Below are 17,986 nucleotides of genomic sequence, written 5' to 3' on the forward strand. Positions count from 1 at the left end.
GAACGTCAGCGCTTTTAGCCGACTTGGTCCTTTTTTGAACACGCATTTAAAAAACAAACAGGAAGGAAGATTGACATGACACAAATAAATTCATCTAATATTGGCTATCCGAGAATTGGGGAGCAGCGTGAATGGAAAAAGGCATTAGAAAAATATTGGAATGGAGGTATTTCCCAACAAGAGTTATTAGACACCACGAAGGAGATCCGTTTGAATGGGCTTAGAAAGCAAAAGGAATCAGGGATTGACTTAATTCCAGTGGGAGATTTCTCTTTATATGATCATGTATTGGACACAGCACTTATGTTTGGTATTGTACCTCAACGTTTTCAAAATAGTGGTTTATCAGCTTCTTCATTAGACACATACTTTGCTATCGCGAGAGGAACAAAGGAAGCATATGCTTCAGAGATGACGAAATGGTTCAATACGAATTATCATTATATCGTACCAGAATTTGATAATGCAAAACCGATTTTGGTAGAAAATCGCCCACTTCATTTCTATAAAGAAGCAAAAGAGGAATTAGGGATTAAAGGGAAACCAGTCATTCTTGGACCAATTTCCTTTTTGAAGCTTGGTAAGGGGTATAAAGAAACAGAATTCAACACCCTGTTAGAGGAATTACTCCCTTTATATATTCAAATTTTGAAAGAGTTAGAGGCAGAGGGGGTAGAATGGGTACAAATCGATGAACCTATTTTCGTAACAGAGTTAGCTGAACAAGAAATTCCTCTTATTAAACAGACATATCAGGCGATCGCGGATGCTGTGCCGAATCTAAACATTGCCTTGCAAACATATTTTGAGTCAATTCATCATTACGAAGAGTTGATTAATCTCCCTGTTGCTGGTTTTGGACTCGATTTTGTCCACGGGGATACATTAGAAGTCATTCGTCAATTTGGTTTTCCACAAGATAAGGTGCTATTTGCTGGTGTTATTGATGGAAGAAACGTTTGGCGAAAAGATTTAGAGCAAACATGGGGTGTTTTAGAAATCATTCAACAAATTGTCGAGAAAGACCGGATCATTCTTCAGCCATCATGCTCATTGCTACATGTACCGATAACCAAGGAACTAGAAAAAACTTTAGACCCCATCATTAAAGCAGGTTTGTCGTTTGCGGATGAAAAGTTAACAGAAATTGCGATACTTTCCGATGGACTTAAAAATGGTAAAGAGAAAATTAGTCAAGAAATCAATGAAAGTACGATAGCGATTCAAAGATTAAACCAGTCTGATTATCGTGGGGATGCACAGAGTTACGCTAATTTGGAACAAGGACAAGTAGACCGAATATCTCCATTCTCAGAAAGAATTGTAGAGCAACAGGAGGCATTACAACTTCCTTTATTACCAACTACGACAATCGGCAGCTTGCCACAAACTGCTGAAGTTCGTAAAGAAAGATTACGTTGGAGAAAAGGCGATCTACCCACCGCAGACTACGAGCAATTTATTGAGAAAGAAACAAAGAAATGGATTGAAATTCAAGAAGATATTGGCCTTGATGTATTAGTCCACGGTGAATTTGAGCGTACGGATATGGTAGAGTATTTTGGCGAAAAGTTAAATGGTTTTCAAGTGACAAAATTTGGTTGGGTACAGTCCTATGGGTCGCGTTGTGTTAAACCTCCACTTATTTTCGGAGATGTTTCCTTCGAAAATCCAATGACTGTCAAAGAAAGTGTCTACGCACAATCATTGACAGATAAGCATGTAAAAGGAATGCTAACAGGTCCTGTTACAATTTTGAATTGGTCATTTGCGCGTGATGATATTTCTGAATTTGAGGTACTAAATCAGATCGCTATTGCCCTCCGTGCGGAAATTGAAGAATTAGAAGCAAATAATATCACGATCATTCAGGTGGATGAACCAGCCTTGCGCGAGGGACTTCCATTAAAGAGAATAAATTGGGAAGCCTATCTAAATCACGCTGTTCATGCTTTTAGACTAGCAACAGCAACCGTAAAAAATAGCACGCAAATTCATACACATATGTGCTATTCCAGTTTTGGCGATATTTATGATGCGATCAATCGTCTAGACGCTGATGTGATTTCGATTGAAACATCTAGAAGCCACGGAGAAATCATTTCGACATTTGAAGAAAATACGTATGATAAGGAAATTGGCTTAGGTGTTTACGATATTCATAGTCCACGTGTACCGGCTAAAGAAGAGTTAAAAAATAATGTGTATCGAGCTCTTGCCACGATCCCAGTGAAGCAATTTTGGATTAATCCAGACTGCGGCCTAAAAACAAGAAAAGAAGAAGAAACCATCGCTGCTTTAAAAGTTATGGTGGAGGTGGCAAAGGAAATCAGAGAAGAACAGCTTCAAGCCCTGAAAAATTAAGGACACCATTGTTAAAAAGCCGCATTCCTTTAGCGAATGCGGCTTTCTTTTTGTGGAATGTTTCTCAGAGATTAGCAGTCTCGCTTTATAGCTCAACTTTTGAAAAAGGTAAAAATAGTTTTACACCTCTTCGGTTTTTTGGAATCCACTTCATATCTAAAATAAGATGGCTTGCATAAGCTCCTGTACAAACAAACATCAGTCCTTCTAGGAGGACTTCTCTCTCCATGTAATGGCCCAATGCAGCAAAATAGAACAGACCTAAAAGGGAGTGAGTCAGCGAACGATGTGGCAAAAGAGAAGCGATCCCAATATAGATCCCAAACATGATCATCCATACGCTACTATAATAGAAACCGAGCACCCCAACCAGTATACCTGTTAAGGTTAACATCCATTTTTGCCTCATAAAAAGGGGCGGGAAAATGAGGAAGCCAGATCCTAGTAAAATTCCTTGTTGCTTTGACCAATATGTATTGGGGCTTAAAAAACTCGAGGACATCAAATATAGACCAATGAACCCGAGAACAAGAATTGCCCATTTTTTATTAATTGATAGCTTTCTAGCTAAAACACCTGAAACATCTAAATCTGGCACCAAGCCAGAAAATCCTCCCAAAAGGGTAAAGGAAGCCGTTGTCACCAAGTCAACATGGGTATACTGGGCAACGCCAAATCCGATCAAAGCTCCCGCGATAAAATGTGTTTTTCCGTCCATGATACTCTGTCCTTTCTAAAAGAATAAAATTTTGCTAGTGTTAGGATCCAGCTTTAGCGCCTAGTCCCGAGAGGCTCGTAGGATTCGAATCCAACGGCGCGAATTTAGTTTTCTTCCTATACTAGGGCGCTTGCGCTTTTCTTCACGATCTTCTCATTATAACAAGCCGATCACTTGTTTGATAGAGAGAAAAATGTCACAATAAAAATATTATGTTTAAGAGAGTGTTCAAAAAGTCCGGTAAAATTTAAACTTTAAAGGGGTAAAAACAATGAAACTTGTATCTTGGAATGTAAATGGATTACGAGCGTGTGTCCGTAAAGGATTTTTGGATTTTTTCCATGAGGTCGATGCGGATATTTTTTGTGTGCAGGAGACGAAATTGCAAGCAGGGCAAATCGAATTAGATTTAGATGGTTATCATCAATATTGGAATTACGCACGTAAAAAGGGGTATTCTGGAACAGCTGTTTTTACAAAAATCGAACCTCTTTCCGTTAAATATGGAGTAGGTGAGGCAGAGGAAGAAGAGGAAGGGCGCATTATTACACTTGAATTCGAAGATTTTTTCCTTGTTAATGTGTATACGCCCAATTCACAAAGAGACTTGGCTAGACTTCCTTATCGTCTACAATGGGAAGAGAGGATGCGATTATATCTTTTACAATTAGATCAAATTAAGCCACTAATTCTTTGTGGGGATTTAAATGTGGCTCATAGAGAAATAGATTTGCGGAATGCTAAATCAAATCAGGGAAATTCTGGTTTCACTGTAGAAGAACGAGGAAAAATGACCCTTTTTCTTGAGGATGGATTTATTGATACATTTCGTTATTTTTACCCAGATCAAACAGAGGCCTATACCTGGTGGTCCTACATGAACAAAGTAAGGGAAAGAAATATCGGCTGGAGAATTGATTATTTTATTACATCTGAAAGATTAAAAACGAGCCTTGTAGATGCTCAGATTCATTGTGATATTATGGGGAGCGATCATTGTCCTATTATGTTGGAGATAGATTGATGAATAAAAAAACAGTACTGATTACAGGGGCGTCAAGTGGTTTTGGATTGATCACGACAATCGCGTTAGCAAAGAGAAATTTCCATGTTCTGGCAACCATGAGGGATTTGAAAAACAAGGATAACATAATAAAGTTATGTAAACAAGAAGGCGTGAAAGATAGCTCTATTGAGTTTTTTTCATTAGATATTACGGATTCTCAATCCATACAAAAGCTTAGCTCTTTTCTCTCCGATCTGCCTTCTATTGATGTTCTCATTAATAATGCTGGTTTTGCCTTAGGTGGATTTGCTGAAGAAATCAGTTTGCGCGAATATAAAGAGCAATTTGAAACGAATTTTTTTGGTACGATTGCAGTTACACAAGCAGTTCTCCCTTATATGCGTAAACAAGGAAATGGAAAGATTATAAATATGAGCAGCATTTCTGGGAAAATAGCTTTTCCTGGACTGTCTCCTTATGTAGCCTCAAAACATGCCCTTGAAGGTTGGTCAGAAAGCCTAAGATTAGAAGTTAAATCATTTGGAATTGATGTTGCTCTTATTGAACCTGGCTCTTTTCAAACAAATATTTGGACAAAGGGAAAGAGAGTAGCTCAATCATCTTTGCTTTCTACATCTCCCTATGTGTCTATGATGACAGCGCTTGAAGCTGAACTGGAAAGTGGGAGTTCAAGCTATGGTGATCCACGCAATGTCGCTCTCCTGATTGTAAATCTTTGTACAAAACAAAAACTGAATAAATTTCGCTATCCAATTGGAAAAGGTGTAAAAGGATTATTACTTATGAAGCAACTAATCTCATGGCGCTTATGGGAAAAGCTCGTATTCATTAAATTAAAGCGTTGAAGCTATTACGCTAACGATCAATATTTTATTTGAAAATACTGAAAATAGTTGTTATATTGTAGAGAAATAGAGGTAACTTTATTTCTTATGGAAAAATGAGAGGGAGAGTGAAATGGAAATAAAATTTAATAAACAGGAAGAATTGTTTTCATTTTATGATGGGAAAGGAGAAGCAATTAACCGTAAAACGGAGGTTCGCTTTGATCCGCTGACAAGTGAAACATCGCGAATTATCTTTGATGCCGGACTTTCCGTCACACCAACTGATTATTCTGAAGCTGCCAAACTGACAGGAGGAGAGAACTGCCCGTTCTGTCCAGAGAACATTTTTACAATGACGCCCGTTTTTCCTAAAAACATTGCTGATAAAGGACGGATTATCCAAGGAGATGCGATCGTTTTTCCAAACTTGTTTCCTTACAGTCAACAGAATGGTGTTGTCTTATTCTCGGGTCAACACTATGTTCAATTACACGAGTTCACGACTGATATGATTAAGAATGCTTTTTTGGCTGCCCAACTTTATATTGGAAAAATAGCTAAAACAGATCCTGCTATAAAATATGCATCGATAAATTGGAATTATTTACCTCATTCAGGAGGGAGTATTCTTCATCCGCATTTACATGTGATTGCTTCAAAAGTAGCAACGAATTATCAGCGACAGGTGAATAATGCAGTCCAAGCCTTTAGGCAAGTGAATGATTGCGATTATTTTGAAAAGCTAAGTAGCCTTGAGAAGGAATTAGGAGAAAGATGGATTGGAGAAACTGGCGAGATAGCATGGATGCACGCCTTTGCACCAAAAGGGCATAATGATTTTCTAGCGATATTCCAAAATAAACAATCGATGTTTGACATATCGGAACAGGATTGGAGCGATTTTGCAACTGGACTTAAATTGGTTTTCAAAGTGTTTGCAGAACAGGGATTTACCAGCTTTAATTTGCTAACACAACTATCAATCGATCCAAACGGGCTGCAAACTCCCCATGTTCGAATCATTCCTCGATTTACTCTGGGAGGACTAAATACAAGTGATATCAATTATTTTCAAGTGTTACATCAAGAACCATTAAGCTATAAATATCCAGAGGATATTGCCGAGAAAGCACGAAAATATTTCAATAGGTAGCCTTGATATGACCAACCCCTTGTAGGGCGATGTAACTCCATTGGTTTTATGAGGAAGAATGTGCAAATGTCTATTAAACTTTCTAGGAATTGTTCAAGCATCGATTTAGATGCTTGTTTTTTTATGCGTAAATAAAATTATACTAAAAAAGTATTCCAGAAAAACTTTTAAAGGTGGACGACTGCAGTTTTTATAGTGTTCGACTCAAATTGTTAGGACCTGGTACTAATAGTTAGAAGCGGTATTAGTACCAGGTGCAAGGTTTTTGGGAAATAACCCTGCCGCCCCCTTATATTTATTCATTTTTAACAGTAAAACGGTGTGTATATTTATACATCTTCTATTAAGACAAGACAGAACGTGTCATTTCAGCTATAATTTCAGTGATATTTAACTGAAATTGCTTGTATGATAAAATAGACAAGTTTTTAATCTTTAGGAGTGTTCATATGGATAATTGGATTATTACGATTATGGAAGAGTACGGTTATGTTGGCATTCTCTTTTTAATTACGATAGAAAATATTTTTCCACCAATCCCTTCTGAAGTAATCCTTACCTTTGGTGGGTTTATGACCACCACATCCAGTTTAAGCTTGATGGGGGTCGTTTGGTTCGCCACTTTAGGGTCAGCGATTGGGGCAGTGATCCTATATGGAATTGGTTATTTGGTTAATCCCGAACGCATTGAAAAAATAATTGATCGTTGGGGGTATCTATTGCGTTTAAAAAAGGAAGATATTCAAAAAGCAGAGCTCTGGTTTCAAAAGCACGGTGGATGGACTGTGTTTTTCTGCCGGTTTATCCCATTAGTTCGTAGTTTAATTTCAATCCCCGCAGGAATGGCACGAATGCATTTTATTCCATTCTTTCTATTGACAGTACTTGGGACTTTGATTTGGAATGTGATTTTAGTAAGTATTGGTGCAGCAGTTGGGGAATCCTGGACAAAAATTGTTGAAATAATGGACGTATACTCTACTTTCGTATATATTGGATTAGCTATATCATTAATGATTGTGTTCGGTATCTTCTTAAAGAAACGACGGACGTGAGAGAGGTATGAATGATGGATATAACTGGATATACAGTAGAAGCATTACATGATCCAACTGGAATTCTTGAAGGAACAAGATATGAGTTCTTTTTGGAAATCGAAGTACCAGAAGAAGATGAATTATTTTCTGAAAATGGTTTATTGTTAAGGGTGATTTTTGCTGGCGGCAGTCAAGGAAAAAACATTCTTCATTATGAATTTATGGAAAGAAGCTCAAACACCATTTTAGACTTTGCTCTTGAAGACGAGGAGGAAGAGCTCGTTCTTAATTTCTGCAATCAGCATTTTAAAGAGGATTAGGCAGCTTACGTAGTCTGTTCGACCCTTGACAATTCGGGTTATTTTCGTCATAATGTTAGCAAATCATTGAACGTAAAAAAGGATTAGTAAGTGGTCTTTGATGTGCAAGAGAGTGAAATTTACAAGCTGGAAGATTTCGCCACATTCATCCCACAGAACCTGCCTTTTTAGTCCCATGTTAAACATGGGCGCAAACCTCAGCGTTATAGGCAAAGTGGGGTGCTATGAAAGCATCCAATTATGGTGGTACCGCGGAAGTCAAAAGCTCTTTCGTCCTTAATGTTTTAAGGATGAGTGAGCTTTTTTTATATTATATATGTATAGGTGATTGAAATGAAAAAGCAACGTATTGTGGTCAAAATAGGAAGTAGTTCCTTAACAAATGATAAAGGGGAAATTGATCAAGATAAATTTAATGATCATATCCATGCCCTTGCTAAATTACGAGATGCCAAGCATGAGGTGATCCTCGTCTCTTCTGGGGCAGTAGCCGCTGGGTTTGCTTGTTTGGGTTATCCAGGTCGCCCTGTGACTTTAAAAGGGAAGCAGGCCGCTGCCGCTGTCGGTCAAAGCCTTTTAATCCAATCATATATTGAAAAGTTGAAAGAGTTTGAGATTATTCCCGCACAGATCCTATTAACGAGATCAGATTTCAGCGATCGAGAAAGGTATCGAAATGCTTTTGCAACGTTGTCTGAACTACTTGATAGAGGGATTCTGCCGATTATTAACGAAAATGATACGGTTGCGATTGAGGAATTAACATTCGGAGATAATGACATGCTATCGGCGCTTGTTAGTGGCTTTCTCCATGCTGATCAACTAATAATCTTAACAGATATCAATGGAATCTATACAGCCAATCCCCGCATACATCCAGATGCCAAAAGGTTGGATTACTTAGAGGGAATTCCTGATGAACTCATGAAAGGTGTAGATGAAATAGGGTCAAAAGTAGGAACTGGGGGCATGCGTTCCAAGCTTCTAGCCGCAAAAACCGCGCATTCCTTAGGTGTTCCTGTTTTTATCGGCCAAGGAGCAGGGCCGAATAAATTGATGACAATTTTACAAGGAGAGGGAGATGGAACCTATATTTCCAATTCTTCTATTTCATCTATTAATACCAACCGCCAGTGGATTGCGCTTCATTCGGCTTTATCAGGTAGGATTTATGTAGACTCAGGTGCAGAAGAAGCGATCCTTCATAATGGAAAAAGTCTTTTACCTGCAGGGGTATTTAAAGTGCAGGGAACATTTCATAAGGGAGATGTAGTAGAAGTTTTTGGTAGTAGTGGTTTATTAGGCAAAGGAGAAGTAAGCTATTCATCCGATGACCTAAAGAGAACGATTGAGAAGCGGCAGATAGAGAAGGAAATAAAACCAACCATAGAAGTGATCCATCGTAATCGTTGGGTACAATTTTAAAAAGAAAGGGGAATATATTTATGAGCGAAGTCAAAACGAAGGGGTTTGCAGCAAAGCAGGCAAGCTATGCTTTAGTGAATGTAACCACAGAGGAAAAAAATCAGGCACTAAAGTTTATTGCAGATGAATTATTAGCATCACAACAAGAATTGCTTACAGCTAATGAAAAAGATTTACAATTTGGAAAAGAGAATGGGATTTCCACAGCCATATTGGACCGGATCATGTTAAATGAAGAACGTATCCAAGCAATGGCACAAGCGATAGAGCTTTTAATCCAACTTAAAGATCCAATTGGAGAAACAATCGAAGAAATTGAAAAAGAGAATGGATTGCACATCTATAAGAAACGTGTCCCTGTTGGGGTGATCGGTATGATCTATGAAGCACGGCCAAATGTTACGATCGATGCAGCAACATTAGCTTTAAAAACGGGTAATGCGGTTATTTTAAGAGGAAGTTCCTCGGCAAAATATTCTAATATGGCGCTTGTAAAAGTCATTCATCAAGCATTAAAAAATAGTCGGTTACCCCAAGACTCAGTTCAATTATTAGAAGATACAAGCAGGGAAACAGCAAAAGAGCTATTCCGCTTAAATGAGTATTTAGATGTTCTAATCCCTAGAGGTGGTAAACAATTAATTGAAACAGTCATCCGGGAATCAACCGTTCCGGTAATTGAAACAGGGGCAGGCAATTGTCATGTTTTTATTGATGAATCAGCTGAATGGGAAATGGCTAAAAACGTAGCTTTAAATGCGAAAATTCAACGACCTTCTGTATGTAATACGATTGAAACTTTGTTAATTCATGAAAAATGGTTTGAAGAATACGGAGTAGAGCTCGTACAAAAATTCCAAGACAACAACGTAGAAATTTACGGAGATGAAATCATTAGAGAGAAGTGTCATAATATACTTGTGGCAACAGAAGAGGATTGGACGACAGAATATTTGGGTTTATCGATCAGTATGAAGGTCGTATCGAGTGTCCAAGAAGCGATTGATCATATCAATCATTATGGAACCCACCATTCAGAGTCCATTATAACTAGACAGGATCAACATGCTGCACAATTTTTAAATAGTGTCGATGCAGCGGCTGTCTATCATAATGCTTCTACACGTTTTACCGATGGATTTGAGTTCGGCTATGGTGCAGAAATAGGCATAAGTACGCAAAAATTACATGCACGCGGCCCGATGGGATTAGAAGCCCTTACGTCGAGTAAGTTCTTTATTTACGGTAATGGACAAATACGAAATTAAAGCGAAGGAGAACGCCCTATGCAAGAAATTAAAGTACAATTAAGCAAAGATCAAAAAGAAAAGCCAACCGATGCACAATTGCCTTTTGGCCGTTATTTTACGGATCATATGTTTATGATGAACTATGAGGAAGGCAAGGGCTGGTTTGATGCCAGAGTTGTTCCTTATCAACCAATTGTTTTAGATCCTGCTGCGATGATCTTTCATTATGGTCAAACTATTTTTGAAGGATTAAAGGCATATGTAACAGAAAATCAAGAAGTATTGCTATTTAGACCTGATGAAAATATGAAGCGCATGAACCGTTCCAATCAACGGTTATGTATTCCGGCGATCGATGAAAATCTAGCTTTAGAGGCATTGAAAAAGCTCATTTCCGTTGATCGTGCTTGGATTCCTACGAAGGAAGGGACTTCTCTTTATATTCGTCCGTTTATTTTTGCGACTGAGCCTTACTTAGGTGTAGCACCGTCCAAGACCTACCAATTTGTGATTATTTTATCTCCGGTGGGTGCTTATTATAAAGAAGGAATGAACCCGGTAAAAATTGCGGTGGAAAGCGAATATGTGCGAGCTGTGAAAGGCGGAACGGGCGATGCTAAAACTGCAGGTAACTATGCAGGTGCCTTAAAAGCGCAAGAAGTAGCTGAAAGAGAAGGCTATTCACAAGTCCTTTGGTTAGATGGGAAAGAACATAAGTATATTGAGGAAGTCGGCAGTATGAATGTGTTCTTTAAAATAGATGGAGAAATTATTACACCTGCAATAAATGGAAGTATTTTACAAGGGATCACACGCAAATCTGTTATAGAATTATTAAAGCACTGGAACATCCCTGTGGTAGAGAGAAAGATTTCGATGGAAGAGGTTTACGAAGCGCATAAAGAAGGTAAACTAGAAGAAGCCTTTGGTACTGGTACAGCAGCCGTTATTTCACCAATTGGAGAGCTCTTCTGGAATGATCATAAAATCACCATCCATAATGGAGAAACTGGAGAAGTATCAAAAAAGCTCTATGATACTTTAACAGGTATTCAAACTGGAAAAGAAGCAGATCCGTTAAATTGGGTGATGAAAGTAGAATAAAACGCTGATAGTAACTAGTCCAGTCCAAAAGCTGATTAGTTACTATTTTGCATTATGGCGGGTGTTGAAAGCATACACTAATCGCCAAAACAAGGAGAAAAATGATGGCAATTCAAGACAAACGAGAGAATGTATTTTGCAACAATGAATATGGAGCATTAAAAAAAGTCATTTTATGTGAACCAAAATATATGGCGATTCGCGAGATTATTAACGAAACGCAGAAGCATTATAATAACCGGCAAATTGATCATCATCTTGCGGAAGAACAGCATCTTCAATTTATCACTTCTTTACGTGAATGTGGAGTAGAAGTTTTCGTGATTCCACCTAAAAAGGAATATCCTGAACAAGTGTTTACAAGGGATATTGGGTTTACCATTGGTCACCAAGTTTGTGTCTCGAAAATGGCGAGAACTATTCGTCAGGGAGAAGAAATTGAATTAAAAAATAGTCTAACCCATCATCAATTACCTTATCTGGATATCCAGGAAGGGAGGATTGAAGGTGGCGATGTCATGATAGACGGAATCACTGTTTATGTCGGAGTAAGCAGTCGTACCAATAAACAGGCAATATCCTTTTTAAAAAATGCTCTTCCTGACTATCATATCGTTCCCATTCCGTTTCAAGATCAGTATTTACACTTAGACTGTGTCTTTAATATTTTGTCTAAGGAGGAAGCGTTGTATTTTCCTCAAGCTTTTGATGAAAATACAATTGCGCTGTTAAAGGAAAAATATAATTTAATTGAAGTAACGGAAGATGAACAATTTACACTTGGGACAAATGTTCTGTCAATAGGAGGCAAAAGGCTCTTTAGCTTACCTGTTAATCAAAAAGTCAATCAACAATTAAGAAAGAAAGGGTATACGGTAATAGAAATCGATTTATCTGAAATCATTAAATCAGGAGGCTCTTTTCGATGCTGTACCTTACCGATCCTAAGGAGGGAATGATGCATCGTGTCACTAAAACCTGTACCAGATCATCTAAAAAAAGGACTAAAACTTCTGTTTGTTGGGTTTAATCCTAGTATTCGTTCAAGTGAAACCGGTCATCACTATGCAAATCCGACGAATAAGTTTTGGAAGCTTCTATTTGAAGCAGGACTTACGGAACGAAGATATCTTCCAAGTGAGGGGGACGCCCTTTTTGCACAAGGGTACGGATTTACAAATATTGTTCCGAGGCCAACGAGAAATGCTGCAGAAATTACAAAGGAAGAATATCGAAAAGGGAAAGACGTATTAGAAGAAAAAATTCGTTTTTATCGACCGAAAATCGTCTGTTTTGTAGGAAAAGGAGTTTATCTACAATTTTCAGGGAAAAGAAAAGCAGAATGGGGGAGTCAGCCAGATCAAACGATTCCTGGAGTGATTGATTTTGTGGCTCCTTCAACGAGTGGTCTTGTGCGAATGAGTCTTGAAGAAATGAAAGAAATTTATAGCCAATTAGGAAATCTGCTTGATTAATATTGAGGTGGAATTTGTAAGGAAAGAGGTTGCTTTTCTATAAATAATCCATTATAATAACGAAAATTAATTAATAAAGTGAAACTTCAACCAGTGGGGATTTTCTTCATCCCCTACCTGTTAGTTGAACTAATCTGGGATCAACTGGCGGTTGATTCGGGATAAATCCTTTGATGAAGAGAGTAATGATCAATACGGCATAAGCGAGTTAGGGATGGTGAAAGCCTAGCAGTCTGTTTGTTCATGAAACGCACTTCTGAGGAGCGGCCTGAAGGTATAGTAGGGTTTAGCCGGAGAGATTCCGTTATAACATAAAAGCAGGTTCAATATGAACAATCAGAGTGGTACCGCGATTCAACTCGTCTCTTAATTTTAGAGGCGAGTTTTTTTGTTTCTTAAGGAATTGTAAAAATCGCAGCTTTGTGAATGATTTACTGATGTTGGTTGGGGGCGACTTCATGCTCCAGCGCCTAGAGCTCTAGAAGCTCAAAGGTTGTGAGTTCATCGGCGAAGACATGGGGATGTGGCGGTCTGGACTCTATGAAGGGAAAAGGCATCATAGGGGGCAGGGACAATTGCTTGCGAAGTACAACAGGATGTTGGTCAGAAAGGCGTTGCGCTTTTGTTAAAAAATGGGGAGTGTGAAGTGGTAATGGTATATTTTACAGAAGAATATGCGAAGAAAATTACAGAGCAACTGGATGATACTTTATCTTATGAAGAAATCGAAGAATTAATCGAAATTCCCAAATATGAAAAACAAGGTGATCTAGCTTTTCCGTGTTTTGTTCTTGCCAAAAAGTGGCGAAAATCTCCGCAAGAAATAGCTAGAGAATTATCTGAGAAGGTAGCACATCCTTTATTTAGCAAAATCGAGGCTAAAGGATCTTATGTGAATGCTTTTCTCCATAAGGAAACGGTTGTTAAGCATACTTTAGAACAAATTATTCAAGATGGAAGGAACTATGGCTCATGGAACTTCGGAGAAGGAAAAAACGTAGTAGTGGATTTTTCCTCTCCCAATATTGCTAAGCCTTTTTCAATGGGGCATTTAAGATCAACCGTAATTGGAAATTCACTAGCTTACATTGCCGAAAAGTGTGGGTATAAAGCGATCCGTATTAATCATCTGGGTGATTGGGGAACGCAATTTGGAAAGTTAATTGTCGCCTATAAGCTATGGGGAAATGAGCAGCAGGTGAAACAGCAGCCGATTAAGGAATTATTATCCTTATATGTTAAGTTTCATGAAGAAGCTGAGAAGGACCCACAACTCGAAAAGGCGGCTAGAATGTGGTTTAAGAAACTAGAAGATGGTGATGAGGAAGCCTCTCAACTATGGTTATGGTTTCGGGAGGAATCGCTTCATGCATTTACTAAGATCTATGATTTGTTACATGTTCGTTTCGATTCGTATCAGGGAGAAGCCTTTTATAATGATAAAATGGAAGAAACGGTAAACAAGCTAGCTTCGCTTCAGCTACTTGAACACTCAGATGGCGCCCAGATTGTCGAGCTAAAAGAATTCAATTTACCCCCATGCTTAATTCAGAAATCGGATGGGGCCACTTTATATGCAACAAGGGATTTAACTGCTGCTATTTATCGTCATGATCATTACCATTTTGATAAAGCCTTCTATGTAGTAGGTCAGGAACAAAGTCTGCATTTTCAACAAGTAATCCGCGTCTTAGAAAAAATGAATCACCCGTGGGCTAAAAATATTGCTCACGTCCCATTCGGTTTTATTTTAAAGGATGGGAAAAAAATGTCCACTAGGAAAGGCAAAGTGGTGTTATTAGAAAAAGTAATGGAAGAAGCCATTCAACTTGCCCAAAAAAATATTGAAGAAAAAAATCCAAATTTACCATTGAAAGAAGAAGTAGCGAAAATGGTCGGAGTAGGGGCGATTATTTTTCATGATTTAAAACACGAAAAACAAAATAATATTGAGTTTTCTCTTGAGGACATGTTAAAGTTCGAAGGGAATACAGGTCCTTATGTGCAATATACTCACGCTAGAGCCTGTTCACTCTTGAGAAAAACGGATCGCTTGGATGACACTAAGGATATAACAGGAAAAATAGAAGAAGAAAGCTGGATGATTGTCAAACAGCTTATGTTATTTCCTGCGATCGTCGAAAAAAGTTTTTTGCGTAATGAACCATCCGAAATCTCAAAGTATTTAATCCAACTATCTCAAGATTTTAATAAATATTACGCCCATATTAAGATTTTGCATGATGATCACTATCTTGCAACCCGCTTGGCCCTTGTTAAGTCCATGATAATTGTGTTAGAAGAAGGTCTTAGATTATTGGGAATACAGGCCCCAAAGCAAATGTGATCTTAGGTGAAATCCCTATGTAGAACGAATTTGGGCTTGCTGAATATGTTGATAATAGATAGCCCATGGAGCTGCAGGGGGATGAAAGCCCCCTTCTGAATGGGATAAGGTTTTACTTTATACTGCAATCAATTCGACATTTTAGTATAATGAATTTTGAACCGTTGCGAACGGGTCACTTTTTTTGATGTGAATTTTCGCAAATAATTTATAAGAGGCAGAATAAAATGGAAGAAATTTTGAATATGATGAAGGATTTACAAAAAAAATTACCATTGGTTGAGTTTTTATGCTCGGAACCATTATCAAGCCATACTTTTATCAAAACGGGTGGGAATAGTGATATTTTTGCTATCCCTTGTACAATTGAGGAATTACAAGCGATTGTCCAATATGCAGATCAGCATGGAACTCCTTTGACGATTTTGGGAAGAGGAACAAATGTAATTATAAGAGATACAGGAATTCGTGGAATAGTGATAAGTTTGGAGAAGTTTAACAAGATTAGTATAAGTGATGAAGAAATTTATTGTGGCAGCGGTGCTAGTATTATTGATGTGTCAAGAGCCGCTCTTGATTCGCAATTATCCGGCCTCGAGTTTGCTTGTGGCATTCCAGGAACAGTTGGTGGAGCTCTGATTATGAATGCGGGCGCGTATGGTGGAGAAATTTCGGAAGTGCTCATCCAGTCTACAGTGGTGACACCTTCAGGGGAAATCTTAACGCTCGGACAAGATCAGTTCGATTTTGCCTATCGAAATAGTGTATTTGCCAAGAATAAATATATCATTGTAGACGCTACATTCAAGTTGAAAATGGGAAATCCAACAGCCATTAAAGCGAAAATGGATGAAAATACATTTTTACGTGAATCAAAACAACCACTAGAATATCCTTCTTGTGGAAGTGTTTTTAAACGTCCGCCTAACCACTATGCAGGAAAACTAATTCAGGACAGCGGCTTACAAGGAACTAGAATTGGCGGAGCTGAGGTATCAACGAAACATGCGGGCTTCATTGTCAATGTCGATCATGCAACATCAACTGATTATATTAAGCTCATTCAACATGTACAAAAAACAGTGAAAGATAAATTTGGCGTAGACTTAGAAACTGAGGTTAAAATCATAGGCGATGAGTAGGCTTATCTATTAGAAAATCAGACGGGGGAAAACGAAAACCTGTCTGATTTTTTATATATATTCAAGGCCCTAAAACGACTGGACTTTTTGAACATTCTCAAAACAAGAATTTCAGCCTAAAAGTAAAAAACGTTTCCCTGCTTATGTTCGATTAATGTTAAAATAATCCTTATGATTACTTTATAGAGTGTAATAAGGGGGATATTCGTTGGATACCAAATTTAATAGTCCTAAGGGATTTGGAAAAATTTTAGATCATTCATTCAGTTTAGGGAAAAATTATTTTGCACAATTTTTTACTGTTTTCTTACTCTTTATGGGGCCTATTTTTTTATTGCAAGCCTTGATTAGACTTGTGTCAGGTGCAGGCTTTTTTAAAGGGACCGGAGAAGGGGAGTTCTGGTTTGAGCAAACTGTTATGAGTTTTGAAGAGACACCTGCTAATATAATGGCAGATCTTGGAATTAGTCTTGTAAGTTTTATTAGTATTTTTTTATACCCAGTGACATTAGGAACAATTATGTTAATGATCAATCATATCCGCAAAAATGAAACATTCACATTGGGGCAAGTGTTGAAAGAGGTTTTTCCTCGCTACGGCTATTTATTGGCAAGTAGTTTTTTGTTTGGACTGATTTCTTTTGGCTTAATTTTTGTTCCGGTTATCTTCATTAGTATTGTCGCAATCCTTAGTGGATTCATTCATCCTGCTATTGGTGTGATCCTTGCCCTTCTAATGATACTCGGAATGATTATTGGAGTAGGTTATCTACTGACGAGATGGAGTTTTTATTTTGGCCCCGTTATTCTTGGGGAAGAACCACTTGGATTCTCTAAATCTTGGAAAATGACAAAAAGCCGCGTATGGGCACTATTTGGGCTCTATATTGTTTTTTTCTTGATTATTTCCAGCATTACTTATTCGGTTGAATTTTCATTTGCGATCATTTTAGGGAATAGTGTATTGGTTACCCTCATTACTGGAGTTGTCAATTTATTTACCAGTATGATTTTTGCTGTTGGCTATTCTGTTATGTATTATGATTTAAAATTACGTTTTGAAGCAGAAGATTTAAAAAGTTTAATTAGTGAATATAATGTTCGTCCATAACGGACCTGAATAGGTTAGGTGATGGAAATATGTTAGATCCAGAGAAAGCGAGACAAGATATAGAAGAAGTCCTGAATGGCAAAGAGTATCAGGTGTACAACCAAGATACGCAAAATATATTGCAAATCTGGTGGTCTAAAGCCAAGCAATGGTTGATCGATCAACTCGAAAAGTTGTTTCCATCAATGGAAACGATAGATACATCAGCAAATATTTTACTTATTACTTTAATTGTGATTGTTGTACTGCTATTAGCAATTACCATCACATTGTTCATCCGTCGTCGTGTACGAAAAAGTAAGTTTCGCCATCAACAACCATTACAAAATTTATCCGAGATGGAATGGTCTTATCAGCGTCATCTAGCTGAAACAAAAAAACTAGAAGAAGTTGGGGATTATACGAAGGCTACACGCCATTTATTTTTGGCTTTACTTTTATATTTCAATCAATGTGGTTGGCTTGAAGCGAAAATCTGGAAAACCAATTGGGAATATTATGCGGAATTAAAAAGAACCAATCCAGCTTGGGCGCATAAATTTTACACTTTAGCTCATTTTTTCGATAAAGTGACCTATGGTGAACATCAAATTGAAGAAGTAGAATACGAGCATTACAAGAAAGATATTCTAGCAGGTCTAGAAGAAAAACAGCACGCTTCAGAAGAATAAAAGAAAGGGGGAAAA

Annotated in this window: 16 protein-coding genes and 1 other annotated feature; of the genes, 15 read left to right on the forward strand and 1 reads right to left on the reverse strand. The window is 37.8% G+C overall.

Annotated elements, in window-relative coordinates; translation table 11 throughout:
* The first annotated feature begins 75 nt into the window (after positions 1-75).
* Positions 76-2,364 (forward strand): 5-methyltetrahydropteroyltriglutamate--homocysteine S-methyltransferase, encoded by a 2,289-nt coding sequence (gene metE, locus KI375_RS03310; protein WP_212972130.1) that lies wholly within the window; start codon positions 76-78, stop codon positions 2,362-2,364.
* An 85-nt stretch (positions 2,365-2,449) separates the two neighbouring features.
* Here the strand turns inward: metE and KI375_RS03315 are convergent, their stop codons facing one another.
* A complete protein-coding gene (locus KI375_RS03315) occupies positions 2,450-3,082 on the reverse strand; it encodes a metal-dependent hydrolase (RefSeq protein ID WP_212972131.1) in 633 nt (210 codons plus the stop codon).
* A gap of 271 nt (positions 3,083-3,353) precedes the next feature.
* Between KI375_RS03315 and KI375_RS03320 the strand changes: the two genes are divergently transcribed.
* From KI375_RS03320 to KI375_RS03385, 14 genes are all read left to right on the forward strand, one after another.
* Positions 3,354-4,106: an exodeoxyribonuclease III gene (locus tag KI375_RS03320; RefSeq protein ID WP_212972132.1), complete on the forward strand. Its 753-nt coding sequence runs from the start codon at positions 3,354-3,356 to the stop codon at positions 4,104-4,106.
* The gene (locus KI375_RS03325) at positions 4,106-4,954 is read left to right on the forward strand and encodes an SDR family oxidoreductase (protein WP_212972133.1); all 849 of its coding nucleotides are present in this window, start codon (positions 4,106-4,108) and stop codon (positions 4,952-4,954) included. The genes KI375_RS03320 and KI375_RS03325 overlap by 1 nt, the downstream gene beginning before the upstream one ends.
* 112 nt (positions 4,955-5,066) lie before the next feature.
* Positions 5,067-6,089 (forward strand): hypothetical protein, encoded by a 1,023-nt coding sequence (locus tag KI375_RS03330; protein ID WP_212972134.1) that lies wholly within the window; start codon positions 5,067-5,069, stop codon positions 6,087-6,089.
* Positions 6,090-6,538: 449 nt separating this feature from the next.
* A complete protein-coding gene (locus KI375_RS03335; protein WP_212972135.1) occupies positions 6,539-7,144 on the forward strand; it encodes a DedA family protein in 606 nt (201 codons plus the stop codon).
* Between the two features lie 14 nt (positions 7,145-7,158).
* Positions 7,159-7,446, forward strand: coding sequence for a DUF6509 family protein (locus tag KI375_RS03340; RefSeq protein WP_212972136.1), 288 nt, complete (start codon positions 7,159-7,161; stop codon positions 7,444-7,446).
* A gap of 333 nt (positions 7,447-7,779) precedes the next feature.
* Positions 7,780-8,871, forward strand: coding sequence for a glutamate 5-kinase (gene proB / locus KI375_RS03345; protein ID WP_212972137.1), 1,092 nt, complete (start codon positions 7,780-7,782; stop codon positions 8,869-8,871).
* A gap of 20 nt (positions 8,872-8,891) precedes the next feature.
* Positions 8,892-10,139, forward strand: a complete 1,248-nt coding sequence (locus tag KI375_RS03350; protein WP_212972138.1) for a glutamate-5-semialdehyde dehydrogenase — start codon at positions 8,892-8,894, stop codon at positions 10,137-10,139.
* 18 nt (positions 10,140-10,157) lie between these two features.
* A complete protein-coding gene (locus KI375_RS03355) occupies positions 10,158-11,225 on the forward strand; it encodes a branched-chain amino acid aminotransferase (protein ID WP_212972139.1) in 1,068 nt (355 codons plus the stop codon).
* A 101-nt stretch (positions 11,226-11,326) separates the two neighbouring features.
* Positions 11,327-12,184, forward strand: a complete 858-nt coding sequence (locus KI375_RS03360) for a dimethylarginine dimethylaminohydrolase family protein (protein WP_212972140.1) — start codon at positions 11,327-11,329, stop codon at positions 12,182-12,184.
* Between the two features lie 6 nt (positions 12,185-12,190).
* Positions 12,191-12,700 (forward strand): mismatch-specific DNA-glycosylase, encoded by a 510-nt coding sequence (locus tag KI375_RS03365; RefSeq protein WP_212972141.1) that lies wholly within the window; start codon positions 12,191-12,193, stop codon positions 12,698-12,700.
* A 161-nt stretch (positions 12,701-12,861) separates the two neighbouring features.
* Positions 12,862-13,070, forward strand: a binding site (T-box leader).
* 282 nt (positions 13,071-13,352) lie between these two features.
* Positions 13,353-15,047: an arginine--tRNA ligase gene (argS, locus tag KI375_RS03370; RefSeq protein ID WP_212972423.1), complete on the forward strand. Its 1,695-nt coding sequence runs from the start codon at positions 13,353-13,355 to the stop codon at positions 15,045-15,047.
* A 227-nt stretch (positions 15,048-15,274) separates the two neighbouring features.
* Positions 15,275-16,189, forward strand: a complete 915-nt coding sequence (gene murB / locus KI375_RS03375) for a UDP-N-acetylmuramate dehydrogenase (RefSeq protein WP_374706796.1) — start codon at positions 15,275-15,277, stop codon at positions 16,187-16,189.
* Between the two features lie 208 nt (positions 16,190-16,397).
* Positions 16,398-17,300: a hypothetical protein gene (locus KI375_RS03380; RefSeq protein WP_212972142.1), complete on the forward strand. Its 903-nt coding sequence runs from the start codon at positions 16,398-16,400 to the stop codon at positions 17,298-17,300.
* A gap of 29 nt (positions 17,301-17,329) precedes the next feature.
* A complete protein-coding gene (locus tag KI375_RS03385; protein WP_212972143.1) occupies positions 17,330-17,971 on the forward strand; it encodes a DUF4129 domain-containing protein in 642 nt (213 codons plus the stop codon).
* Positions 17,972-17,986 lie beyond the last annotated feature (15 nt).

The sequence above is a fragment of the Bacillus sp. J14TS2 genome (assembly GCF_018333015.1).
Classification (GTDB): domain Bacteria; phylum Bacillota; class Bacilli; order Bacillales; family Bacillaceae_C; genus Lederbergia.